Source organism: Streptomyces sp. NPDC030165 (assembly GCF_055573595.1).
Genome location: NZ_JBVIBD010000004.1, coordinates 382,141 through 405,410, shown reverse-complemented (window position 1 = coordinate 405,410; position 23,270 = coordinate 382,141). Strand labels below are relative to the sequence as shown.

The 23,270-nt window shown below is 71.6% G+C and carries 27 protein-coding genes; 11 read left to right on the top strand and 16 right to left on the bottom strand.

The window, feature by feature from the left end:
• Positions 1-174: 174 nt before the first annotated feature.
• A complete protein-coding gene (locus ACZ4Z1_RS10780; protein ID WP_468486214.1) occupies positions 175-837 on the bottom strand; it encodes a PadR family transcriptional regulator in 663 nt (220 codons plus the stop codon).
• A gap of 97 nt (positions 838-934) precedes the next feature.
• Between ACZ4Z1_RS10780 and ACZ4Z1_RS10775 the strand changes: the two genes are divergently transcribed.
• Positions 935-1,654: a bleomycin resistance protein gene (locus ACZ4Z1_RS10775; RefSeq protein ID WP_468486213.1), complete on the top strand. Its 720-nt coding sequence runs from the start codon at positions 935-937 to the stop codon at positions 1,652-1,654.
• Between the two features lie 46 nt (positions 1,655-1,700).
• Here ACZ4Z1_RS10775 and ACZ4Z1_RS10770 read toward each other — a convergent pair whose 3' ends face one another.
• The 3 genes from ACZ4Z1_RS10770 to ACZ4Z1_RS10760 form a co-directional block, all read right to left on the bottom strand.
• On the bottom strand, positions 1,701-2,246 hold the full coding sequence (locus ACZ4Z1_RS10770) for a DinB family protein (RefSeq protein ID WP_468486212.1): 546 nt from the start codon (positions 2,244-2,246) through the stop codon (positions 1,701-1,703).
• 210 nt (positions 2,247-2,456) lie between these two features.
• Positions 2,457-3,914, bottom strand: coding sequence for an aldehyde dehydrogenase family protein (locus ACZ4Z1_RS10765; RefSeq protein WP_468486211.1), 1,458 nt, complete (start codon positions 3,912-3,914; stop codon positions 2,457-2,459).
• 90 nt (positions 3,915-4,004) lie between these two features.
• A complete protein-coding gene (locus ACZ4Z1_RS10760; protein WP_468486210.1) occupies positions 4,005-4,868 on the bottom strand; it encodes a helix-turn-helix domain-containing protein in 864 nt (287 codons plus the stop codon).
• A 320-nt stretch (positions 4,869-5,188) separates the two neighbouring features.
• Between ACZ4Z1_RS10760 and ACZ4Z1_RS10755 the strand changes: the two genes are divergently transcribed.
• Complete coding sequence (locus tag ACZ4Z1_RS10755) at positions 5,189-5,737, top strand: ATP-binding protein (protein WP_468486209.1); 549 nt, start codon at positions 5,189-5,191, stop codon at positions 5,735-5,737.
• Positions 5,738-5,890: 153 nt separating this feature from the next.
• Here ACZ4Z1_RS10755 and ACZ4Z1_RS10750 read toward each other — a convergent pair whose 3' ends face one another.
• The 5 genes from ACZ4Z1_RS10750 to rpmG form a co-directional block, all read right to left on the bottom strand.
• Positions 5,891-6,130: a DUF397 domain-containing protein gene (locus ACZ4Z1_RS10750; protein ID WP_385227785.1), complete on the bottom strand. Its 240-nt coding sequence runs from the start codon at positions 6,128-6,130 to the stop codon at positions 5,891-5,893.
• Between the two features lie 383 nt (positions 6,131-6,513).
• A complete protein-coding gene (gene rpsR, locus ACZ4Z1_RS10745) occupies positions 6,514-6,750 on the bottom strand; it encodes a 30S ribosomal protein S18 (protein WP_468486208.1) in 237 nt (78 codons plus the stop codon).
• Positions 6,751-6,797: 47 nt separating this feature from the next.
• Entirely contained in the window at positions 6,798-8,000 is a 1,203-nt protein-coding gene (locus ACZ4Z1_RS10740; protein WP_468486207.1) for a GTP-binding protein, read from the bottom strand.
• Entirely contained in the window at positions 8,000-8,254 is a 255-nt protein-coding gene (locus ACZ4Z1_RS10735) for a type B 50S ribosomal protein L31 (protein ID WP_365837879.1), read from the bottom strand. Before ACZ4Z1_RS10735 ends, ACZ4Z1_RS10740 begins: the two co-directional genes overlap by 1 nt.
• A gap of 8 nt (positions 8,255-8,262) precedes the next feature.
• Entirely contained in the window at positions 8,263-8,427 is a 165-nt protein-coding gene (gene rpmG / locus ACZ4Z1_RS10730; RefSeq protein ID WP_030260286.1) for a 50S ribosomal protein L33, read from the bottom strand.
• 50 nt (positions 8,428-8,477) lie between these two features.
• On the opposite strand from rpmG, the gene rpmB reads away from it, so the two are divergent.
• Positions 8,478-8,714 (top strand): 50S ribosomal protein L28, encoded by a 237-nt coding sequence (gene rpmB, locus ACZ4Z1_RS10725; protein ID WP_468486206.1) that lies wholly within the window; start codon positions 8,478-8,480, stop codon positions 8,712-8,714.
• The gene (gene rpsN / locus ACZ4Z1_RS10720) at positions 8,714-9,019 is read left to right on the top strand and encodes a 30S ribosomal protein S14 (RefSeq protein ID WP_468486205.1); all 306 of its coding nucleotides are present in this window, start codon (positions 8,714-8,716) and stop codon (positions 9,017-9,019) included. Before rpmB ends, rpsN begins: the two co-directional genes overlap by 1 nt.
• Before the next feature lie 64 nt (positions 9,020-9,083).
• On the opposite strand, the gene ACZ4Z1_RS10715 is transcribed toward rpsN, so the two are convergent.
• From ACZ4Z1_RS10715 to ACZ4Z1_RS10705, 3 genes are all read right to left on the bottom strand, one after another.
• Entirely contained in the window at positions 9,084-9,503 is a 420-nt protein-coding gene (locus tag ACZ4Z1_RS10715; protein ID WP_468486204.1) for a Uma2 family endonuclease, read from the bottom strand.
• A gap of 276 nt (positions 9,504-9,779) precedes the next feature.
• Positions 9,780-10,625 (bottom strand): nitrilase-related carbon-nitrogen hydrolase, encoded by an 846-nt coding sequence (locus tag ACZ4Z1_RS10710; protein WP_468486203.1) that lies wholly within the window; start codon positions 10,623-10,625, stop codon positions 9,780-9,782.
• Positions 10,626-10,797: 172 nt separating this feature from the next.
• Positions 10,798-11,565 (bottom strand): alpha/beta fold hydrolase, encoded by a 768-nt coding sequence (locus tag ACZ4Z1_RS10705; protein ID WP_468486202.1) that lies wholly within the window; start codon positions 11,563-11,565, stop codon positions 10,798-10,800.
• A gap of 459 nt (positions 11,566-12,024) precedes the next feature.
• Here ACZ4Z1_RS10705 and ACZ4Z1_RS10700 point away from each other — a divergent pair, with 459 nt between their 5' ends.
• The 4 genes from ACZ4Z1_RS10700 to ACZ4Z1_RS10685 all read left to right on the top strand — a co-directional run bounded on the left by ACZ4Z1_RS10700 (position 12,025) and on the right by ACZ4Z1_RS10685 (position 16,427).
• Positions 12,025-13,692, top strand: a complete 1,668-nt coding sequence (locus ACZ4Z1_RS10700; protein ID WP_468486201.1) for a bifunctional 3'-5' exonuclease/DNA polymerase — start codon at positions 12,025-12,027, stop codon at positions 13,690-13,692.
• Positions 13,693-13,742: 50 nt separating this feature from the next.
• On the top strand, positions 13,743-14,690 hold the full coding sequence (locus ACZ4Z1_RS10695; protein WP_468486200.1) for an alpha/beta hydrolase: 948 nt from the start codon (positions 13,743-13,745) through the stop codon (positions 14,688-14,690).
• A gap of 319 nt (positions 14,691-15,009) precedes the next feature.
• Positions 15,010-15,930, top strand: a complete 921-nt coding sequence (locus tag ACZ4Z1_RS10690; RefSeq protein ID WP_468486199.1) for a DeoR/GlpR family DNA-binding transcription regulator — start codon at positions 15,010-15,012, stop codon at positions 15,928-15,930.
• Positions 15,931-16,043: 113 nt separating this feature from the next.
• Positions 16,044-16,427, top strand: a complete 384-nt coding sequence (locus tag ACZ4Z1_RS10685; protein ID WP_468486198.1) for a RidA family protein — start codon at positions 16,044-16,046, stop codon at positions 16,425-16,427.
• Between the two features lie 22 nt (positions 16,428-16,449).
• Here ACZ4Z1_RS10685 and ACZ4Z1_RS10680 read toward each other — a convergent pair whose 3' ends face one another.
• From ACZ4Z1_RS10680 to ACZ4Z1_RS10670, 3 genes are all read right to left on the bottom strand, one after another.
• Entirely contained in the window at positions 16,450-17,319 is an 870-nt protein-coding gene (locus ACZ4Z1_RS10680; RefSeq protein ID WP_468486197.1) for an arylamine N-acetyltransferase family protein, read from the bottom strand.
• A gap of 251 nt (positions 17,320-17,570) precedes the next feature.
• Entirely contained in the window at positions 17,571-18,467 is an 897-nt protein-coding gene (locus tag ACZ4Z1_RS10675; RefSeq protein WP_468486196.1) for a glycerophosphodiester phosphodiesterase, read from the bottom strand.
• A gap of 191 nt (positions 18,468-18,658) precedes the next feature.
• On the bottom strand, positions 18,659-19,585 hold the full coding sequence (locus ACZ4Z1_RS10670; protein ID WP_468486195.1) for an MBL fold metallo-hydrolase: 927 nt from the start codon (positions 19,583-19,585) through the stop codon (positions 18,659-18,661).
• Positions 19,586-19,843: 258 nt separating this feature from the next.
• Here ACZ4Z1_RS10670 and ACZ4Z1_RS10665 point away from each other — a divergent pair, with 258 nt between their 5' ends.
• Positions 19,844-20,062: a hypothetical protein gene (locus ACZ4Z1_RS10665; protein ID WP_468486194.1), complete on the top strand. Its 219-nt coding sequence runs from the start codon at positions 19,844-19,846 to the stop codon at positions 20,060-20,062.
• Positions 20,059-21,519, top strand: coding sequence for an amidase (locus ACZ4Z1_RS10660; RefSeq protein WP_468486193.1), 1,461 nt, complete (start codon positions 20,059-20,061; stop codon positions 21,517-21,519). The genes ACZ4Z1_RS10665 and ACZ4Z1_RS10660 overlap by 4 nt, the downstream gene beginning before the upstream one ends.
• Before the next feature lie 61 nt (positions 21,520-21,580).
• Here the strand turns inward: ACZ4Z1_RS10660 and ACZ4Z1_RS10655 are convergent, their stop codons facing one another.
• Positions 21,581-22,282 (bottom strand): TetR/AcrR family transcriptional regulator, encoded by a 702-nt coding sequence (locus ACZ4Z1_RS10655; RefSeq protein ID WP_468486192.1) that lies wholly within the window; start codon positions 22,280-22,282, stop codon positions 21,581-21,583.
• Between the two features lie 400 nt (positions 22,283-22,682).
• Between ACZ4Z1_RS10655 and ACZ4Z1_RS10650 the strand changes: the two genes are divergently transcribed.
• Positions 22,683-23,267: a HipA domain-containing protein gene (locus ACZ4Z1_RS10650; protein WP_468486315.1), complete on the top strand. Its 585-nt coding sequence runs from the start codon at positions 22,683-22,685 to the stop codon at positions 23,265-23,267.
• Positions 23,268-23,270 lie beyond the last annotated feature (3 nt).

Here is a 23,270-nt window from a genome sequence, read left to right as displayed (position 1 = left end):
CCGGGGTCGAAGGTGCGGTGGGGGTCGAAGATGCGGCGGGGACGGCAGGTGCGGTGGGAGTGGAAGGTGAGGCGGGGTCGGGTGGCGGGTTCAAAGGTGCCTCCTCCAGACGCGTAGCCAAGTTTGACTACCCGCTCGAAGGTAAGCCCGCCGACTCGCAGTAGTCAAACTTGATTATGCGCCGGACGGTGGCGTTTCGACGCCGTACTCCGGGTCCGGTTCACCCGTCGCGTACGGGTTCTCCTGGCCCTCCGCGAGCACCCCCACGAACGGCTCGCCCTCGCCCGCGAAGACGTACGCCCCGCCCTCGATCCGCTCGATCAGTCCCCGCGTCCACTCCGCGCCGCTGTCCGCCGAGTTCACCCACATGTTCATGATCTCGCCGATGTGGCCGAGCTGCTCCGGACCGGCCTCCGGCGTGTAGTACTCGGTGACCGAGAGCCGCCACTCCTCCAGGCCCCGCACCCGCTCCTTCAGCAGGGCCACGGCCTCCTCGCGGGGCAGGTCGACGATGAAGCCGACCGCCGCGCTCAGTTCGTCGACCTTGCGGTCGTACTGGGACAGCGACTCGCGCAGCAGCTTGAAGAACTCCTCCGTGCCGGCCTCGGTCAGCTCGTACTCCGTACGCGGCGGGCCGCCGGCCGGGCTGGGCGCGACGTCGTGCGCGAGCATCAGCCCTTGCCTGGCCATCTGCTTGAGCGCGTGGTAGATCGACCCGGGCTTGGCGTTGGACCACTCGTGGGCGCCCCAGTACTCCAGGTCGTTGCGCACCTGGTAACCGTGCGCCCGCCCGTGCTGGCGCACGGCCCCCAGAACCAACAGCCGGATCGCCGACATCGCTCCCTCTCATCCTTCACGCTCGCACTGTGGCCAGCCTAGACCGACCACCTATTCAAGTTTGAATACCCGCTGCGGGCGCTCTACGCTCACCGGCATGGCCGAGACCGTGATTCCGATCCTCCCGTGCCCGTCCATCGACGAACTCCTCGACTTCTACCGGGCCCTCGGATTCGAGGTGACCTCGTACCAGAAGCGCCCGAACCCGTACTGCGGCGTCCGCCTGCGCGGCATCGAGCTGCAGTTCTTCGGCCTGAAGGCGCACGACCCGGCCACCTCGTACAGCACCTGCTACGTCCTGACCGACGACGTGGACGGCCTCTACGCGTCCTTCCGGGCGAACCTGAAAGCCGCGCTCGGCAAGGTGCCGACGCGCGGCCTGCCGCGGCTCGGGGCGCTGAAGGACATGTCCTACGGCGTACGGCAGTTCCTGGTGACCGACCCCGGCGGCAACTGCGTACGGATCGGCCAGCCGATCGCCGACAGCTTCGAGCACACGGCCGTCCCGAAGGAGCGTTACGCGCGAGCCCTGCACCAGGCGACACTGATCGGCGAGTCCAAGGGCGATCACGCCGCGGCGGCCCGGATCATCGACCGGGCGCTGGAGAACGGAACCGGGCACGGCGCCGGGCCCTCCCCGCTCCAGCTCGTACAGCTCCTCGTGCTGCGCGCCGAGATGGCTGCCCAGTTGGACGGCTTGCGCGCGGCCGCCCCCTGGCTCGACCGCGCGGACGCGGTCGAGCTCGGCGACGCCGACCGGCAGGCCGCGCGTGACGCGCTGCGCCGGGCGGCGGACCTGCGGGCCGGGGAGGACTGAGGACACGCCGGGGAGGGCCGAGGCGTGCGCACGCGCCGGGCCCGCCTCAGCCCTGTGCCGCCCGCTCCTCGTCGACCAGCGCGAAGGCCGTCCTGCCGTCCAGGGACTCGCGGATGATGTCCGCGTGCCCGGCGTGCCGGGCGGTCTCCTCGATCAGGTGCAGCACGAGCCAGCGCATCGACTGCTCCGCCTTCGGCGGGAACCAGGGCGCCTCGGGCAGCGGGAAGGTGGCGTTCAGGTCCGGCAGCGACCGGACGAACTCCTCGGTCCTACGGGCCACCTCGTCCCAGAAGGCGAGAATCGACGCGACGGTCTCCGCGCCCTCCAGCTGGAAGCCGAGGTGCCAGGTGTCCATGTCGCGTTCGATGGAGTGCGGCTTCTGCCGGGCGGTCTCCACCCAGCCCTGCTCGACCTCCGCGACGTGCTTGATCAGGCCGGACAGGGACAGTTCGCTCGCCGACGGCTTCTGTGCGGCCTGTTCGTCGGTGAGGCCGAGTACGGACCGCCGCAGGCCGCCGCGCTGCGCCTCCAGGAAGGCCAGGAGCGCGCCGCGCTCGTCGCCGTGGGCTTCGGCCGGAACATGAGTGGGCATGGTGATCTGCCTTTCGCGAGGGCCGCGGCGCTGCTGCCGCGGTCCGACACGAAGAAGGTACGAAGCGTTGCGGACAGGTTCTGTCCTCAACTGGTCAGGAACCGGAAAAGGCCCCCGCCGACCGGAAGAGACCCCGCTCGTCGAGCAAGGTCCGGGCCGGACAGCGTCGGCCCGGACCGGCAGGGACCGGCGGCAGCCGCCGGCAGACCGCTAGAACGGGAACCGCGACCGGCCGTGCTGGATGGAGATCCACTTGGTGGTGGTGAAGGCCTCCACCATCGCGTCGCCGTTCAGCCGCCCCAGCCCGGACGCCTTCTCGCCGCCGAAGGGCACGATCGGCTCGTCGTGCACCGTGCCGTCGTTGATGTGGATCATGCCGGTCTCGACGCGCTTGGCGAAGCGCACGCCCCGCTCGATGTCGGCGGTGTGCACCGCGCCGCTGAGCCCGTACGGCGAGGCGTTGGTGATCCGTACGGCCTCCTCGTCACCGTCGAACGGCACCAGCGACACGACCGGCCCGAAGATCTCCTGGGTGAGCGCGACGGAGTCCTCCGGCAGCCCGGCCAGGACGGTCGGCGCGACCAGGGTGCCGCGCACCGTACCGCGCACCAGCGCGGTGCCGCCCTCGGCGACGGCGCGGTCCACCACCGCGGCGACGGCCTCCGCCTGCCCCTCGTTGATCAGCGGGCCGATGTGGGTGGCCGGGTCGTTCGGGTCGCCGACCTTCAGAGTCTTGACCTTGGCGACGAACTTCTCGGTGAACTCCCGCTCCACCGCGCGGTCGACCAGCACCCGGTTGGCGGCCATGCAGACCTGCCCCTGGTGCACGAAGCGGCTGAAGACGGCGGCGTCCACCGCGTAGTCGATGTCGGCGTCGTCCAGGACGACCAGCGCGCTGTTGCCGCCCAGTTCCAGGACCGTGCGCTTGAAGTGGGAGGCGGCGACGGTCGCGACGTGGCGGCCGACCTTCTCCGAGCCGGTGAAGGAGATGACCTTCGGCACCGGGTGTTCGATGAGCGCGTCACCGATCTCCGCGATGTCGGTCACCACGACGTTGAGCAGGCCGGCGGGCAGCCCGGCCTCCTCGAAGACCTTGGCGACCAGGCCGCCACCGCAGACCGGGGTGTTCTGGTGGGGCTTGAGCACCACCGCGTTGCCGAGCGCGAGCGCGGGCGCCACCGACTTGACCGACAGCAGGAACGGGAAATTGAAGGGGCTGATGACACCCACGACACCGACCGGCAGCCGGTAGAGCCGGTTCTCCTTGCCGTCCACCGGGGACGGCAATATGCGGCCCTCGGCCCGCAGCGACAACTGGATGGCCTCGCGCAGGAATTCACGGACGAGATGGAGTTCGAAGGCGACCTTGGCGTGGGTTCCGCCGACCTCCGCGACGATCGCGGCGCCGATCTCCTGCTCCCGGTCGTCGATGATCCGCAGCGCGCGTTCGAAGACCAGACGGCGGGTGTACGGATTGGTGGCCTCCCACTCCCCCTGTGCGCGTTCGGCGGCGCGGTAGGCCTGGTCGATCTCGTCGACCGTGGCCACGGTGATGGACGCCAGCTTCTCCCCGTCGTAGGGATTGAAATCGACGATGTCCCACGAGCCGCTTCCGGACCGCCATTCGCCGTCGATGTACTGGTGGGCCAACTCGTCGAAGTAGGACATGCGAAATCCCAATCTGGAGGACAGGGCACCGGTCGCAGCGCCCTAGCCGGGGGGTGCTGACTCCTGATGGGAACTCATGCTACCTACGGGTTAAGTCAGTTGGAGTAGACCACGTATCAAGTCTCTGGTCTCGGCCGGATTCGGGCTGTCCTCCTGGAGGCGGTCCATGACCCGCGCGTACTGGGCGACCTCGTCGCGCTTGTCGAGGTAGAGCGCGCTGGTCAGCTGCTCCAGGTACACGACGTCGGGCAGGCCGGGCTCCGGGAAACCGAGCGTGGTGAAGGCGCCGCTCTCCCCCGCGTGACCGCCGAAGCTGAACGGCATCACCTGCAGCCGCACGTTCGGTCGCTCGGACAGTTCGATCAGGTGCCGCAGCTGCCCGCGCATCACCTCCCGGTCGCCGTACGGGCGGCGCAGCGCCGCCTCGTCGAGCACGCAGTGGAACTCCGGCGGGCGCTCTGCCAGCAGCAACTTCTGCCGCTCCAGGCGCAGCGCGACCCGGCGGTCGATCTCCGCCGCACTCGCCCCGGGCATACCGCGGCGGACGACCGCGTGCGCGTACTCCTGCGTTTGCAGAAGCCCGTGCACGAACTGCACCTCGTAGGCGCGGATGAGGGAAGCGGCTCCCTCCAGCCCCACATATGTCTGAAACCAGCCGGGCAGCACGTCGCCGTAACTGTGCCACCAGCCCGCGACGTTGGCCTCGCGGGCCAGTACCAGCAGTGCCTCGCGCTCCTGCGGATCGGTCACGCCGTACAGCGTGAGCAGGTCCTCCACGTCCCGTGCCTTGAAGCTGACCCGGCCCAGTTCCATCCGGCTGATCTTCGACTCGGACGCGCGGATGGAGTAGCCGGCCGCCTCGCGGGTGATCCCGCGGGATTCGCGCAGCCTGCGGAGCTGTGCCCCCAGCAGGATGCGCCGCACCACGGACCCGCTCGATTCGCTTGCGGACACCTTTGTGACCCTCCCATGGCCCACCCCGTCCAACAGTGGGCCGCAGTCTGCCACGTCCGGGCTTCGTTGAGTGCTCATCCGGTTACTGATGCGGGAGGTCCGGGCGGCCGCTCCACAAGAACACGTAGGAAGAAATACGCGTGAAGCGGCACGCGCGCTCCCAAACAGGGCACGTGCACGTGCATCTGCCCTTGCATCTGGCGTACGCATTGGGAACCATGGACAGCGCACGCATGCACGCTCGGGAAAGATCCGCCAGACCGCCAGATCCAGCTGCCCGGCCAGGGTCATGACGTCCGCGAACGCCAGGAGTGCCTCGCATGGGGACCAAGGTTTTGACCATGCTCCAGCCGTCATGGCAGGGCTTTCCTCCCGTCGACCCCCCGGCCGTCTCCGGATCCGTCTCCTACTCGCTGGCCCCCCGCTACGAATCGGTGCGCGGCGCACGGCACTTCACGCGCGAGACCCTGCACCGGTGGGAGCTGGAGGAGATCTTCGACAGCGTCGCCCTGGTCGTCTCCGAACTGGTCACCAACGCACTGCGGCACGCCCCGCCGGCCGGCACCCCCGGCGCGTACGAACCCACCCGGACCGCACCGTACGGCCCTGCCGACGCCGACCCGTTCGAGCCTGCCCGCACCCCGGGCGCCCTGCCCGCACGCCTGCACCTGATGCTGTGGTCATCCCGGCTGGTGTGCGCGGTGCGCGACTCCAGCGACGCGTCCCCGGAGGCCGAGGAGGCCGACGCCGGCGCGGAGTCGGGACGCGGCCTGTACCTGGTCGACTCCTTCAGCGACGGCTGGGGCTGGCAACCGCTGGCCGGCGCACCGCACGGAAAGATCGTGTGGGCGCAGTTCCGGCTGCCCTGAGCGGCGGACGCTCCGGGGCCTCGGGGGCACGGGGCCCGGGGGCCACGGAGCCTCCGCCGGCCTGCCCGGACGGCCGCGGCCGTCCGGGCAGGCGCGCGGGCATACCGGCCGGTCCCGCACCGGCCGGCCGGGGACCAGTCGGTCCCGTACCGGTCAGTCCCGCATCAAGTGGTCGAATTCGCCGTCCTTGACGCCCAGGATCATCGCCTCGACCTCGGCCGGGGTGTAGACGAGCGCCGGCCCGTCCGGGAAGCGGGAGTTGCGTACGGCGATCTCGCCGCCCGGCAGCCGCGCGAACTCCACGCAGGAGCCCTGCGAGTTGCTGTGCCGGCTCTTCTGCCAGGTCACACCGTGGAGATCCGTTGCGGCCATGCCGTTGTATGCGTCGGGCACAGGTGTCTCCCGGTGGATGCGGTGGTCAGCGGTGACGGGTCGTGGCGCGCTGAGCGGTCGGCGGTCGGTGATGGGCTGTCAGCAGCAGTGCGCACAACGGGAACCGGTGTCAACTGCAACTGATGGGGATCATAGCTTCGTTCATATGCAGATGCATGGTCGGATGCACGTGCACGACGGCCCGTGGCGCACCGGTCACAGCACGTCGAACACCATGCTCACGGGACGTATCACCGGACGCCAGGGTTCCCCGGAACAAGAGAACCGGCCTTCCGCAACACCTCACGGTGCTCCGGAAGGCCGGTCAGCGGGCCGGACTTCTGCGTGAACGGCGGCACAGCAGCGGCGACTCGCGAAAAATAGCGCCGGCCGCCCCACGGCCCTCACTTGGACGAGTACGGCAGCAACGCCATCTCCCGCGCGTTCTTGATCGCACGGGCCAGCTGCCGCTGCTGCTGCGCGCTCACCCGCGTGACCCGGCGGCTGCGGATCTTGCCGCGGTCGGAGATGAACTTCCGCAGCAGGTCGGTGTCCTTGTAGTCGATGTACGTGATGCCCGCGGCGTCCAGCGGGTTGGGACGGGGCACGGTCTTCTTACGGGGGTCGTGGCGGCGGGGCATGGGGGCTCCTGAGGTCGTACGGGCCGGTCGGCGGCCTTGAGGGCGGGTTACGGAACGGGGTCGAGGAGTTCGTCGAACGCGGGCGTCAGCCGCTTCCAGGCCTCGGGCCCGCCCGCGTACTCCTCGTCCGTCAGCAGGCAGGACTCCAGCAGCGACGTCAGCCCGTCCCGGTCCAGCCCCGGTGAGGTGAAGACGAGGTGCTGCGCGCGGTCGCCGTGCTCGGGGTGCCAGTCCAGCGCGGCCGCGGCGCGGCGTACCGGCGGCACCAGATCCCAGGCGGCGTCCGGCAGCGCGGCCAGCCACGGGCCGGCGTTCTCGACGCACAGGGCACCGCCCGCCGCGTCCCACGACAGCAGCGTGTCCGGCCGGTCCGCGAGCCAGAACCGGCCACGGCTGCGGGCCGCCACACAGGTCAGGTCCTCCAGCGCCGCGTACAGCCGGGCCGGGTGGAAGGGCCGGGTACGGTGCCAGACGAGCGTTCCGACGCCGTCCGCGTCGGCCTCCTGCGGGAGCAGCGCGCACGCCGGGTGCTGCCGCGCGGCGGCCGCCTCCACGTCGAATCCGGCCAGCGCCGCGGCGGCCAGCTCGCCCGGGGAGTCGGCGTCCACCAGCCGCGCCGTCGGGTGCAGCTGCGCGAGCAGCGCCAGATCGGCGGCGTCGCCCTCCTCCTCACCCGGTACGACGACGAGCACCGGCGGGTACTCCAGCTGGCGGGCCCAGGTGTCCGCGACGGTCCGCTGGTCCGAGGCGGCCGCGGCGAGCCCGGCCTCGGCCAGGTCGTCGCCGCAGCCCAGGTACGGCAGCAGCAGTGCCGGGTCGACGGCGGTGAGCACGCCGGACAGCGCGAGTTCCTCGCCGCCGCAGGCGGTGACGACCTCGGCCATGGCCTTGGGCTCCACGGAATCCCACAGTTCGACGACGGCCAGCCGGCAGGTGCGGCCGGCGGCCAGCCGCTCCAGCTCGGGGACCAGGTCCTCGCGGAGCGCGCAGCAGGCGCAGTCGTTGACCAGCGGCGCCTCGCCCGTGTCGAGCACGCCACCGGCGTCCCGCACGGTCCGGCGAACCGTTCCTTCAGCGGCGGAAGCGAGGTCGTGGTGGAGCGCGACACTGCCGGGCACGGCGCGCAGCAGCCGCTCCACCGCCGTCCGGCGGGCGTCCGAGTGCAGCCCGCCGATGATCACCACGGACAGCCGGTCCCCGAAGCCGCCCCCGGGACCGCCGGGTGCGCCCTCCCTCGACGGGCCGCCCATCAGCGGGCCCCGCGCTTGCCGTAACGGCGCTCGAACCGCTCGACGCGCCCCGCGGTGTCCAGCACGCGCGCCGTCCCCGTGTAGAAGGGGTGGCTCGCCGAGGAGATCTCGACGTCGATGACCGGGTACGTGTTGCCGTCCTCCCACTCGATCGTCTTGTCGCTGGTGGCGGTCGACCGGGTCAGGAAGGCGTAATCGGCGGCCCGGTCGCGGAAGACGACGGGCCCGTACGCGGGGTGGATTCCAGGCTTCATGGCGCTGCTCAGCGCTCCTCTCGGAAGTCGACGTGGCGGCCGGCGACCGGGTCGTACTTCTTCAGCACCAGCCGGTCGGGGTTGTTCCGGCGGTTCTTGCGGGTGACGTAGGTGTAGCCGGTGCCGGCGGTGGACCGGAGCTTGATCACGGGTCGTAGTTCGTTGCGGGCCATGGGCGCTACTATACAGAAATGGTTTCCATTTTCATTAGGAGGTACTGACCTTGTCCGCCCACTGCCAGCTCACCGGCCGCAGCCCCGGCTTCGGCAAGTCCGTCTCGCACTCCCACCGCCGCACGTCACGGCGGTTCGACCCCAACACCCAGCGCAAGCGCTACTGGCTGGCGAGCGAGGGGCGGCACGTCCGCCTCACGCTCAGCGCGAAGGGGATCAAGACCGTGGACACGATCGGGATCGAGGCGGCCGTCGCCCGGATCCGCGCACGAGGAGAGAAGGTCTGATGGCGAAGCAGAGCAAGATCGCGAAGAACGAGAAGCGGCGCGCGACGGTGGCGCGCTACGCCGCCCGGCGGGCCCTGCTGAAGTCCGTCATCCGCAGCCCGCACACCCCGGAGGAGGAGCGGCTGGCCGCCCAGCGCGAACTCGCCCGCCAGCCGCGCGACGCGAGCGCCACCCGCGTACGCAACCGGGACAGCGTCGACGGCCGCCCGCGCGGCTACTTCCGCGCCTTCGGTCTCTCCCGCGTCAGCCTGCGCGAACAGGCACACGCGGGGTTCCTGCCGGGGGTGCGGAAGTCGAGCTGGTAGGGGGTACGGCTACGGGCCCGCCCCGGAGGCCAGGCATCCGGGGCGGGCCCGTAGGCCACGCGGTTCAGAACTCGCCCGTATCGATCTCGAAGCCGAAGGGCGCAGGGAGGGCGATCGTCTTGGAAAGGGCGACCGCCGACACGCGGGTGTACCTGTCGCCCGCCGGTTCGGAGCAGAGGGAGACCTGCTCCGCTTCCCGGTCCACCAGGAGGTGGAAGGGGATACCGGCCCGGGCGTAACCGCGCAGCTCGGGACCGCGGTCCTGCTCCGCGGTGGACTTCGAGGTCACCTCGCCCACCAGCATCACCGACGCTGGATCGTGGTACTCCAGCCGGTCGCTGAAGCTCCCCTTCGGGGCGGTCACCAGATCAGGGACGACCTTTCCGGTGACCGAGACCCCCGGCACGTTCAGGCCGAGCCCGGTACGTGTGCGCAGCTCCGCGTCCTTGCGGCGGCCGGACACCTGGTCCGCGACTTCCGCCACGATCTCCTCATGCTCCCCGTTCGCGTGGCACCACATGGATCTTCCCTTCGACCAGTTCCACGCGCCATCCCTCAGGGGCTGCCGCGTTCAACGTTTCGAAGGCTTCCTCGACCGACGCGATCATGACGTCGTCACCGATCGCGTGCGGGGCGCGTCTGGAGCTGCCGATGTCACGGGACCTCCTTCATGCGGAGCGACACTGCCACCTTAGGCAAAACCACACCGGCATCCGGGTGACTCTTCATCCGAACGAGCGTGCCCTTCCCCTGGGCCACCTCAGCTGTCCCCGCCCTCGTCGATCAAGCGCCGCACCTCGCGGTCGATGAGGCCGAGGCGGGCCTCCGCGACCAGGGGGACGGCGCGGCGCTGGCGGCGCGCCTCGGAGAGGTCGATGTCCACCGTGACCAGCGCCGTCTCCCACTTCGGCGCCTGCGCCACCACCGTGCCGCGCGGATCCACCACCCGCGAGCCGCCCCAGAAGGCGGCCCCGTGCTCGTTGCCCACCCGGTTGACGAAGACGATCCAGCACTGGAGCATCCGCGCCGTGTAGGAGAGCAGCGTGTCCCAGTACGAGCCGGTGTCCATGGCCTCCGGGTCGAGGCTGGCCGCGCTGTTGGTGGGCACGAACAGCACCTCGGCGCCGTCCTGCACGGCGATCCAGGGCAGCACCGGCTGCCAGGCGTCGTTGCAGACCAGCGTCGCCCCACGGCCGCCGCTCGGGGACTTCGTCAGACCGTACGCGCGCAGCGACTGGCCCGGGCTGACGTGCTTGCGCTCCTCCCAGGACAGGTAGTTCGGGAGGTACAGCTTGCGGTGCGCGTGCAGCAGCGCGCCGTCCGCGTAGTAAGCGGCCGTGTTGTAGGCCCGCAGGACCGTGTGCTCGTGGAAGCCCACGAGGACGTCCGGGCCGAGCAGGCTCAGCTCGCGCAGCCGCGGGTCCTGCGCCTCGACCGAGACGTCCCGGGACAGGGCGCCCAGGTGGTATCCGTGCAGACTCAGTTCCGGGAAGACGACGAGGTCGGCGCCCTGCTCCGCCGACTTCTCGACCTCTTCCCGCGCGGTGGCGAGGTTCGCGTCGACCTCGCCCAGCCCGCAGTCCGTCTGCGCCAGAGCCACCCGCATGCCCGCACCTCGCTCCGTCGGCCGTCTTGCCCACCGGGACGGCACACGGTGGGCGGTACACCCGCCTTGCGCATGGTTTGCGGTGATACAGGCGGTACGAAGCCATGCTGACAGAGGTTGCGGGCGCGGGCCTGCTCGCGGGAAGGGGCCACGGAAGCCGCGAGGACCTGGATCAGGCGCGGAGGAAGTCCTCCATGGTCGTGGCCAGCGCCACCGGCGTCTCGTGCATCGGGTAGTGCCCCGAGCCCTCGATCGTGACGATCTCCGCCTGGGGGTACCACCGCTGCCAGGTCTCCCGCATGAGGTCGGCGGTGAGCGCGAGGTCGTACGCGCCGACGACCACCCGTACGGGAACGGAGTACCGCTTCGCCGCGTCCGCGACCGCCTCCGAGAGGTCGAGCCGCTGCCAGCTGGCGAGGTAGGCCGCGTGCGCCTCCGCACGGGAGATGTCGAGGGAGTGGCGCACCATCCGGTCCAGCCAGATCCGGCTCGCGCGGTGGCCCGTGACCAGATCGATGATGGCGCGCCGTTTGTCCGGGTCCGCCGAGGCCCCGTAGAACAGCTCGTGCGTCGCGTCGTCCATCGGGTACGTACCGGCGGGGACCGGTGCGAGACCCAGCATCCGGTTCACCCGATGGGGGGCGCGGACCAGCACCTGCTGCATCGCCTTGGCACCCATCGAGTGGCCCACCAGGGAGAACCGCTCCCAGCCGAGCTGGTCGGCGAGGGCCAGCGCGTCGCCGGCGATCTCCGGCAGGTCATAGCGGCCCGGTACGTACTTGCGGTCGCCGTAACCGCGGCAGTCGAGGAAGGCGTACGTGAAGGTCTCCCGGTCGAGGAAGTCCAGGACGGAACCCCAGTTGGCCGAGGTTCCGAACCAGTCGTGGAGAACGATCACCGGGTGCGGTCCTGAACCGATGGCACGGTGCGCGATGGCCATAGGGGCGACTCCCTTGTCTGCCGTGGGCGGGGATGCGGGTGCGGGGTGCGTGACCTGGGTCGGCGCGCGCATTCTCCCCCTAGTCAGGTGGACCGGGTAGGGGAGCTAACCGGCCAACGTCGGAGTTGACGGCGCGTCTTGACGGGGGCGGGCGGAGGCGGTGGCGGGGCCGTTGTCAGTGGGGTGGTGTGCAATGGGGGCACGAACGGGGATCGGACTCGTCATCCCTACAGATACCGGCCCTGCAGGCATCGGCGTTTGGCGGCGCTGCCCTCCCGGAGGCGGCGCTGAAGGAGCTGGCGGAGGAAGCCGGAAGGCTGGGGGTTGTTCGGGGCGGGAGTTGGGGGTGGTTGCGGCCTGACGGGGGCGTGAGCTGCGGGAGGCGAGCTGCGGGGCGGGCGCCGGTCTTCGGGGGCCCGCGGGGAAGCCCCGAAAAGTCCGGAATGGGAAAGTGGACGTATGCGGTGGGTGGTCGGGGGGACCGGTGACGGGGGTGTGGCGGCGTGTGCCGTGGACGTGGCCGGGCGGCCGGTGGGGGTGCCGGTCCGCGCGAGGAGCGTGGCGGAGGCCGTACGGGCGTGTCCGGACGCGGAGCGCTGGGTGTGGCGTTCGACCGCCGAGACGTACCGCGAGCTGCTCGCGGCCAGCGTCCGCGTCGAGCGGTGTTACGACGTCGAGGCGGCCGAGGCGCTGCTGATCGGACACGAGGAGGGCCAGTCCGGCCAGCCGCGGTCGCTCGCCGCGGCGTGGGCGCGGCGGCACCGGCTGCCGGTGCCCGACGATCCGCCGGTGCGCGGCGCGGAGACCCAGCCGTCACTGTTCGAGCCCGGCCCGGTGCCGCTGCCGCCGGGGGTGGACGAGTTCACCGCGCTGCTGGAGGTGTACGCCGGGCAGCTGGAGCGTACGGAGCGGGCCGAGCACCCGGACCGGATGCGGCTGCTGCTGGCCGCGGAGTCGGCCGGGATGCTCGTCGCCGCGGAGATGCGGCGGGCCGGGCTGCCGTGGCGGGCGGACGTGCACCGGGAGCTGCTGGACGAACTGCTCGGCGAGCGCTATCCGGGTGGCCTGGAGCCGCGCCGGATGGCGGAGCTGGCCGAGGAGGTGTCGCGGGCGTTCGGGGAGGGCGTGCGGGTGCGCCCGGATCTGCCGGGCGAGATCGTCAAGGCGTTCGCCGGCGCCGGCATCACGCTGCGGTCGACCCGTAAGTGGGAGTTGCAGGAGGTGCGGCATCCGGCGGTGGCGCCGCTGCTGGAGTACAAGCGCCTGTACCGGCTGCACACGGCGCACGGCTGGGCCTGGTTGCAGCAGTGGGTGCACGAGGGCCGGTTCCGCCCGGAGTACCTGCCCGGGGGCACGGTCTCGGGCCGCTGGACGACCAACGGCGGCGGCGCGCTCCAGATCCCGAAGGTGGTGCGCCGGGCCGTGGTGGCCGACCCGGGCTGGCGGCTGGTGGTCGCGGACGCGGAGCAGATGGAGCCGCGGGTGCTGGCGGCGGTCTCCCGGGACCGGGGGCTGATGGAGGTGGCGGGCAGCGGCCGCGACCTGTACGCCGACCTGGCGGCGCGTGCCTTCGGGGGCGACCGGGCGCAGGCCAAGCTGGCATTGCTGGGTGCCGTGTACGGCCAGACGTCCGGGGACGCCCTCAAACACCTGGCGGACCTGCGGCGGCGGTACCCGGACGCGGTGGAGTACGTGGACGCGGCGGCCCGCGCGGGCGAGGAGGGCCGTCTCGTACGGACGTGGCTGGGGCGTACGTGCCCGCCGGCCTCCGTCGCGCCGCCCGACGAGGCGGGCCTGCCGCAGGAGGAGGCCCCGGTGTACGGCAGTACGGCGGGCACCCGGGCGCGTGGCCGGTTCACCCGTAACTTCGTGGTGCAGGGCAGTGCCGCCGACTGGGCGCTGCTGATGCTGGCCGCACTGCGCCGGTCGCTGGCGCCGCTCCGCGCGGAGCTGGTCTTCTTCCAGCACGACGAGGTGATCGTGCACGCTCCCGAGGAGGAGGCCGGAGCGGTCGCGGAGGCCGTCGCGGAGGCCGCTGAGCTGGCCGGGCGCATCGCGTTCGGTGCGACGCCGGTGCGGTTCCCGTTCGGTACGGCGGTCGTGGAGTGTTACGCCGATGCGAAGTGAGGCGGCGGGGTAGGGGGTGAGGAGGAATGTGAGGAGAGTGAGGGCCTGCTGTGCATGTCGATCCTGAGCTCGCGCCCGTACTGGAGCAATTGCCTCCGCTTCTCGATCCGTACGCCGACGTCGAGGGCACCCGCACCGGCCTGCACGCGCTGGCCCGCCACTTCCCGGCGGACCGCGACGGGGTGACGAGCGAGCGGTTCGCGGTGCCGCGGCCGGACGGTTCGTGGCTGACCGTGGAGGTCTACCGGCCGGTGGACGCGCCGGGTCCGTTGCCCGGGGTGCTGCACTTCCACGGCGGCGGCTACACGTTCGGGCAGGCGCCGCCCGGTGAGGACCGTACGGCGATCGAGCTGGTCCGCGCGGTGCGGGCCGCGGTGGTCTCCGTGGAGTACCGCCTCGCCCCGGAGCACCCGTGCCCGGCGGCGGTGGAGGACTGTTTCCTCGCCCTGGAGTGGACGGCCGGGCAGGCCGTGGCGCTCGGTGTCGATTCCGCGCGCCTCGCGGTGGGCGGGCAGTCCGCCGGGGCCGGGCTCGCCGCCGCCGTCGCGCTGATGGCGCGCGACCGGGGCGGCCCGGCCCTCGTCCACCAGTCGCTGGTCGTGCCCGACCTGGACGACACGGCCGGTACGCGGCCGACACCCGCGGACGGCGACCCGCGGCTGCCGGACGGCGCGTTCATCCAGCGCGGCTGGCGGCATTACGCGCCCGAGGGGGCCGAGTCGTACCCGTACGCGGCGGCGGCCCGCGCCACCGACCTGCGCGGCCTGCCCGCCGCCTGCGTCGTCGTCTGCGGCCTCGATCCGCTGCGGGACACCGGGCTCGCCTATGCCCGCCGGCTGATGGACGCCGATGTGCGGGTCGCGCTGCACTACGTACCGGGGGCCTGGCACGGTTTCGAGATGTTCGCGCCGGACTCCCGCCTCACGCGGGAGACGACGGCCGCCTGGACAGGGCAGCTGCGCACCGCGCTCCGGGTACGGCCCCGAATCCCCGCGTGATCCGCACCATCGCCGCGACCAGCACTTCCCGCGGCTTCTCGGGCCGGTCCGGCCACCACAGCGCCGGCCCGTACAGGAAACTGCGGACCGCCTCGCCCAGCGGCTCCGGTTCGGCCTCGGGCAGACCCGGTACGTACTCGCGCAGCAGCGCCGGCACCGGTGGCGCGCTGTCGGCGCTGGAGTTCGCGCTGGAAGTCCCGCAGTCCCGTACGCGGTGGCCGCGTCGCCCGGCGGGCACGCGTCGTCCGGGGCGGCGACCTCGGTGTGACCACGCCATAGACTCGGCGGACAGCCGAGAACGTACGGAAAGGGATCAGCGTTGGCCGACACCGGAGGGACTCCAGACACCTCGGCAGCGGCCACGACTCCGGCCGGGGCACCGGCCCCCGCGAAGACCTCGGAACCGGCGAAGGGCGCGAAGAGCGGCGAGGCTCCGGCGACGACGGCGCCCGAAGGCAAGCTGGGACCCAAGGACCGGCGCAAGCGGATCGCGGACCGGGTGCTGGCCGAGGGCCAGGTGAGCATCGAGGACCTCGTGCAGGAGCTGGGCGTCAGCCAGATGATGGTCCACCGCGACCTGGACTCCCTGGAACACCAGGGCTGGCTGCGCAAGGTGCGCGGCGGGGCGACCGCCGCGCCCAACGCCCTGTTCGAGTCCAACGCGCGCTGGCGCGGCGACGAGCAGGTGGCGGCGAAGGAGGCGATCTGCGCGGCGGCGCTGGCCATCGCCGAACCCGGCCAGGCCGTGATCATCGACGACTCCAGTACCGCGCTGCCGCTGGCCCGCTCCCTCGCCTCGCGCGGCGCGTACACGGTCATCACCAACTCGCTCCAGGTCATCAACGAGCTGGCCGAGGAGCCCGACATCCGGGTGATCGCGCTGGGCGGCGAGTACCACGCCGCCTTCAACGCCTTCCTCGGCATGTCCACGGCCGACATCGCCCGCAGCTTTCGCGCCGATGTCGCCTTCGTGTCCGCCTCCGCCGTCGACGACGGCCGCTGCTACCACCAGGCGCAGGAGAACGTCCTGGTCAAGCGGGCGCTGATGGCCGCGGCGCGGCGCAAGGTGCTGCTGGTGGACCACTCCAAGTTCGGCCGCCAGGCGCTGTACGAGCTGGCGCCGCTGGCCGATTTCGACCTCGTCATCTCCGACGGACAGCTTCCGCAGGAGGAGCGCGACGCGCTGCAATCCCTGGGAGTACGGTACGAGTTGGCTACGGAGGGGGCACACCGGGCATGAGTGCGGGGCGGGAGCAGGGCAGAGGCCGTGCGGGTACGGCGGAAAGCGGGACGGTCCCGGCAGAAGCACGGCCCACGGACGCACGCCGCACGGCGGCCGGCGGTTTCGAGCGGGTGAATCCCCCCGAGCTGTCGCCGCCGACCGGTTTCAGCCACGCCGTACGGGCCGCGCCGGGCACGATCGTGTTCCTGGCCGGCCAGACCGCGCTCGACGGGACGGGCCGCATCGTCGGTGACGGTGTCGTCGAGCAGTTCGAACGGGCGCTGGCCAACCTCCTGACCGCGGCCGGGGCCGCCGGCGCGGGCCCCGGTGACCTGGCCAAGCTGACCGTCTTCGCCGTGGACGTGGCCGACTACCGCAGCAACGCGGCGGCCATCGGCCGGGTGTGGAAGCGGCTGGTCGGCGCCGACTACCCGGCGATGGCGGTCATCGGCGCGACCCGGCTGTGGGACGCGGCGGCGCTGGTGGAGATCGAGGGCTTCGCGGTCGTCCGGTAGCCCCCGCGGGAGGCCGCAGCCGTCACGCGACCGGCTCCTCCCGGTGCAGCGCCACCAGGTCGGCCGCGTCCCGCTCGTCCAGTACGAGCCCGAAGTCCGCCGCCAGTACGGCCGGGATCTCCTCGGCCGGGATCTGGCGCACCTCGCGGGACCAGTCGGGGCGGGTCAGTGTCAGCTCCGTACCGATCAGGGTGCGCCGCAGGTCGGGGCCGGGCTGCTGGACGACCGTCCGGCCGGTGAACGGCGACCGCGGGTGGGTGGAGATGTAGTAGTTGAAGACGCCGTAATCGGCCGGGTGGCGGGCCTCCGGGCCGAAGGCGTACAGGTCGAACCAGCCGTCCTCGTGCCGTGAGCGCAGCACCCAGGTGCCGTCCTCCCCTTGCGGTCCGCTTTCCCGCACCAGGCCGAACGTCCAGCCGCCCTGCCGGACCTCGACGCCGTCGCGCAACGGGACCGGCTCCAGCAGCGCCTCGCCGCCGAAGCCCACGTCGGTGATCCAGTCCTCGCCGTCCAGTCGCACCTTGAGCAGGGCATGGGTGACCGGCCGGATCTTGGCCTCGCCCATGCGGATACGGGCTCCCAGCCCCGTGACCTGGAAGCCGAGCCGGTCCAGCGCGGCGGCGTACAGCAGGTTCTGCTCGTAGCAGTAGCCGCCGCGGCGGCGGCCGACCATCTTCTCCTGGAGGGACTTCAGGCCGAGGAGGACCGGCCGCCCCAGGACGATCTCCAGGTTCTCGAAGGCGAAGGTGGCCGCGTGCCGGGCATGCAGTTCCCGCAGGGTGGCCGCCGTCGGCGCGCGCTCGCCCTCGTACCCGATCCGTGCGAGGTACGCATCGAGATCCAGCTCGTCCCCGCCCCAGACGCTGCCGGTGCTCCAGGCGCTGTCGGTCATGATCGGTCCCTGCTCCTTCTGTGCCCCGGGCCTCGCTCCGGGGCGGCTGCTCACCTGCGGTCGGCGAAACGCCGCCCCTGCGACCCTACGAGACGGCCGGAGCCCGGCGCGCGGGAGCCGCGGAGCCGGGGAGCCGAGGAGCCGAACCCGGGTCTTACGGGGGTTACGGGAAGAGCTACGGCGTCGCACACCAGAGGCGCCCCAGCCGCGTGAACGGAATCCCGTAAGGCCCCGCCCAGAACCCGCCTTCCTCAGACGATGACGCCGTCGAAGCCGTAAGCGGAAGCGATCCGGGCGTAGTTCCGCAGCGGTACGTCCCAGGCGAAGACCTCCATCCGGCGGCCGTGTACGCCGCGCAGCCGGTGGACGGCGGCCACGTACTGCGCGTTCACCCTGGACAGCTGGGGGTTGATCTGGTCGACGTAGCGTGCGTACGAGGCGAGCGCGTTCAGCGGCGGGTTGCCCAGGAACCCCGTACGGACGCCGGGCACCAGGCGGTGCACCGTCTGCACGCTGCTCGCGCTGAAACTCTGCACCACCAGCCGGCGGCGCACGTGTCCACGGCCGAGCCAGCCCGCGCCCGACAGCTCCTTGACGATGCGCGCCTCGATGCCGGGGTAGTGCTGCGGGTTCTTGATCTCCAGCAGCAGCCGCAGGTCGTGGTCCTCCATCCGCCGCAGGAACTCCGCGAGCGTCGGCACCCGTTCGCGCGCGAAGCGCTTGTGGAACCAGCTCCCGGCGTCCAGCCGCGCGATCTCGGCGGCCGTGAAGTCCCGTACCCGCCAGGGGGCGCGCTGGGGGAACAGGCGCCGGGCGTTGGTGGTCCGCGTCAACGTGGGGTCGTGCATCACCACCAGCTTCCCGTCCCGGGTCTGCTGCACGTCGTTCTCGACCCACTTGAAACCCTGGCGGTCCGCCGCGTCCACGGCGGCGAGGGTGTTCTCCGGAGCCACCTGGGAAGCGCCTCGGTGCGCGACGACCACCGGGCCGGTGAGCCAGGGGATGTCCACGGCACCGGCGAGGGAGGCCGTCACCCGTCCGGCGGCTCCCGTACTGGCATTCGCGCTGCCTGCCCATGCGGGCGCCAGGCACGCGATCAGCAGGGCACATCCGGTGGCCGCGACGACACGGACCGATCTCTGGTTCATCAGGGCCTCCCGGGCACGCCCACCGCTGGCATCAACGACAGCGACAACCTTGCCCCGATATGCCCTTAAGCATTCAAGAATGCCGCCATGCGGGGGCGCGCACTCCGGGGAGCGCACGCCCCGGCGCGTAGCCGGGTCGGGTGACCGGACGACGCGGTACGGGGGACCTGCCCTCCGGGCCGAAGGGACCGTCACTCACCGCCGGTGGCCACCAGCCGGTACCGCGCCTCGCCCGTACCGGCTCCGGCTCCTCCGCCGGCCCCCTCCCGCCGCACCAGCCCGCCGGTCGGCGCCGCGAAGTGGCTCCCGAGCATCAGCGCACCACTGCGCGCCACCTCGTCGAACAGCCACCGGCGCGTCCGTACGGCCTCCTCCGGGTCGATGTCGACACTGCTGCACAGCTGCGGGTGCGCCAGCTGCACGGGGTGGTGCACGCAGTCGCCGGTGATGATCGCCGACTCCCCCTGGCTGCGCAGGGCGACCGCGCTCTGGCCCGGCGTGTGACCGGGCGTCGGCACGAGGGTGAGGCCCGGGAGGATCTCGGTGCCGGGCGCGGTGACGTCGACCAGGTCGAGCAGACCGTGTTCCCGTACGGGCTCGACCGAGTCACGGAACATCTGACGGCGGCTCTCCTCCATGTCGACGCCGGACCAATAGTCGTACTCGGCACGGGAGGTGAGGTAGCGGGCGCGTGGGAACGTCGGCTGCCAGCTGCCGTCGGGGGCGAGGCGGGTGTTCCAGCCGACGTGGTCCGCGTGGAGGTGCGTGCTAATCACGTAGTCGATCCGCTCCGGCGGGAAGCCGGCGGCGGCCAGCCGGTCGAGGTAGGGCGTGTCGAGCTGGTGCCAGGCGGGGTTGGCGCGCGTCTTGCCGTTGCCGATACCGGTGTCGACCAGTACGCGCAAACCTCCGATCTCCAGCGCGAAGGTGTGCACGGCGGCGCGCAGGGTGCCGTCGGGGTGTGCGAACTCCGGCGCGAGCCAGGGCACTTCGGACACGAGGTCCGGCGTCGCCCCGGGGAGCAGCCAGGCGCCGGTCTCGGGCGGCAGCGCGACTTCGTCGATGCGGTGCACGACGATGTCGCCGACGTGCCAGGTGTGCGCGGGGCGGGGGGACATGGGGCCTCCGTACGGGCGGGAGCGAGCCGGGGTGAAGAGGGGGCGGGGCGGGGCCTTGCGGCCGGTCAGGCCGACCCCGGGTAACCAAAAGCTAAATATTTGCCTTAACCGAGACTAGCCCCCTAGGCTCACCAAACGCAAAGCCTTAGCTTTAACGCTCCATCCGCCCCCGGCCCTCCCCACCCACACCTCCACCCCCATCCATCCCTATCCGCACCTCCACCCCCACCCGCCCTCACCAAGTGCCCCGGAGGCGCCATGTCCTCTCCCGCCCTCACCCCCGAAGACATCGCCCGTCTGGCCCGCCGGGCCGGGCTCCCCCTCCCCGAAGACCGGCTGGCCGGCGTCGCCGCCACCGTGAACGCCATCGACTCCGTCCTCAGCTCCCTGCGCACCCTGCCCCTCGGCGACACACCACCAGCCCCCGTCTTCACCGCCGCCCCCCGCACCTCCGCCCCCGCCCGGGAGACCTCATGACGTACGCACCCTCGTCCACGCCCCCCACCACTCCCCTCCCCCACCACCTCCCCCTCACCGAAGCCGCCCGCCTCATCGCGGACCGCGCCCTCTCCCCCGTCGAACTCACCACCGCCGTCCTCGACCGGATCGCCGCCGTGGACCCGAAGGCCGGCGCCTACGTGACGGTGACCGCCGAGGCGGCGCTGCACTCCGCCGCCGAAGCCGAACGGGAGATCGCCGCCGGGCGCCACCGCGGCCCGCTGCACGGCGTCCCCGTGGCGCTGAAGGACCTGATCGACGTCGCCGGCGTACCGACCACGGCGAGCTCCCAGGTGCGGGCGGGCCACACACCGGACGCGGACGCCGCCGTGACGGAACGGCTCAGAGCGGCCGGTGCGGTACTGATCGGCAAGACCCACACCCACGAGTTCGCGTACGGCCTGACCACCCCGCAGACCCGTAACGCCTGGTCACCCGAGCATGTGGCCGGGGGCTCCAGCGGCGGTTCGGCGGCCGCCGTCGCCGCCGGCACGGCCACCTTCGCCCTCGGCACCGACACCGGCGGCTCGATCCGCGTGCCCGCCGCCCTCAACCACGTCGTCGGCCTGAAGCCGACGTACGGCCTGCTCTCCCGGCGCGGCGTGACGTCCCTGTCGTGGTCGCTGGACCACGTCGGCCCGCTCACCCGTACGGTCGGCGACGCGGCCCTGGTCCTCCAGGCGCTCGCCGGACACGACCCGCGCGACCCGGCGTCCCTGGACCACCCGCGCGAGGACTACACCCGCGCCCTCGGCACTCCGGTCACCGGCCTGCGCGTCGGCGTCCCCGTGAACCATTACTTCGACCGCGTACAGCCCCAGGTGGCGGCCGCGGTCCGCGCCGCCGTCGACGCCCTGACCGCGCTGGGGGCCATCGCCGTACCCGTGCACGTCCCGATGACGGAGTACGTCCATGCCGCCCAGTGGGGCCACATGGTTCCCGAGGCCACGGCGTACCACCAGGACACGCTGCGCGCCGTCCCCGACCTGTACTCCGACGACGTACGCATCCTCCTCGAAGCCGGCGAGTTCTTCCCGGCGACGGACTACATCCGCGCCCAGCGCACCCGGACTCTGATGCACCAGGCCTGGCTGGAGCTCTTCAACGGCACCGCCGACGGCGGTTCTCTCGCGGCTGACGGCATCGACGTGCTCGCCGCCCCCACCGTCCCCGCCACCGCCGCCCTCGCCGGCCAGCCGGCCTTCACCTGGCCCGACGGCACCACCGAACCGGTCTCCGACGCCTACGTACGCCTCTGCGCCCCCGCCAACCTCACCGGCTTCCCGGCCCTTTCCCTCCCCGTCGGCTTCGACGACCAGGGCCTGCCCATCGGGATGCAGCTGATCGGCCGCCCGCTGGCCGAGTCGACGCTTCTCCAGCTCGCCCACGCGTACGAGACCGCTCACCGGCCGGTGCCGGAGGTGGCGCCGGTGTAGGGGGTGTCCGACGGGTCAGGGCCGGGACCGCGCCCTATCGGACACCCCCTCCCCCTGACCGTCAGCCGGACAGCAGCCGCTCCACCAGCCCCCGGGCGTAGTCCGGAGCGGCACCGGCACCTTTACCGGCACCGGCACCAGTTCCGTCACCGGCTTCCGGGCCCGGCCCCGTGTCCGCCCGTACCCCCGTCTCCGCCCGTACCCCCGTCTCCGGTCCCGGCCGGAACAGAATCCGGTACATCATCGGCGCCACGACCTGGTCCATGGCCACTTCCAGTTCCGGCACGGCCTCCCCCCGCCCGGCCGCCCGCCCCAGCAGAATCCGCAACTGCTCGGCCGCGTACTCGGAACACTGCCCGGCGTTGCTGCCGTCCGGATCGCCCGCCAGCGCGTCCCGGATGTAAGCGCGGCCCGCCGAGGACGCCATCTCCTCCAGGAACTGCTCGGCCCAGGCGCCGAGGTCGGCACGCAGCGAACCGTGGTCCTCCGGCTCCCCCTCCGGCCGCAGCCGTTCCACCGCCACGTCCGACAGCAGTTCCTGCAGGTCACCCCATCGCCGGTACACGGTCGACGGCGTCACTCCGGCCCGCGCCGCGACCAGCGGCACCGTCAGCCCGTCCCGCCCCCGCTCGGCGATCAGCTCCCGTACGGCCCGGTGCACCGACTCCTGCACCCGCGCACTGCGCCCACCGGGCCGAGCAGCCTTCCTGCCCCCCTTGACCACGGCCCCGGCACCGGATCCCTCACTCACCCTGCCGCTCATCCCCTCACCTTAACGCGAAATATTTGCGTCAGTCGGTCATCTCCCCGCGGCAGCGCCCTCGTCTCTCTCCGCGAAGAGGATACGTAGGACGAACAGGGAACCGAGCTCACCTCGTGGCGCCGCGATGGCAGCTGAGGCTTGATCCCTAGAGCCCGATAGACGCTCCCCGACCGGGAAATGGAACGCCTGGCACAAGTCGGGCACGATCTGCCCGGTGCTGTCCAAGTGCTGCACGCAGATGAGCCGGAGGGCGGTTGGGTGTGACAGGACCCGGCAGTGAGCGTAGGTCCGTCTCCCGAACGGGCTGGCAGCCGTTCCCCATGACGCTTCTCCCTCGCAGGAGTGGCGTTGAAATTCTCCATGCGAGACCGTCGCGGCCGTCTCGTACCGAGGGCACGATCTGACGTCTCTGCGCGAAGCCGTGCCCAGGATCGCTTTCTCTGTCGCTGTCGGAAACGGTGATTCGCACCTGAAGAATCGGTCTCTCATTTACCGCGACGGCCGTACACCCTCACTGCCCCCGGTGCACGACCTGGTCTCAACGGCCCCCTACTCACCGAGTGACGAGCTGGAAGGCCTTGGCCTGAAGTTCGGTGGCAGCAAGCGTTTCGATAGGTTAAGATTCTCCGCCTTCGAACGTCTCGAAGGTGCACTGAGCCAAAAGTTCGGCATGCCTGAGGCCCACCTCGCAAACGTCGCCGAAGAAACAGTACGAGCCGTCAGCGAATACCGGCCGAGCCACGAAAAGATGCTCCCGGCCAATCCCTCGCTTCGCGAAGCGCTATCTACCTGGATTTCCGATTCCACAGCTCGCTCGCTGAAAAGGAGATGCACCGATCCATGGCTTCGGTCAGACCCGGCGGTACGTGAAGGAACGCTCCGAGCTCTCGGAGGTCGCGATGCGCCGCAGAGAGGCGCCTTCTGGCCGGAGGCTGCCGCCGGCTGCAGGACTGAGCGGACTCGGCGGCGGCGTCCTATTCGGTGAATG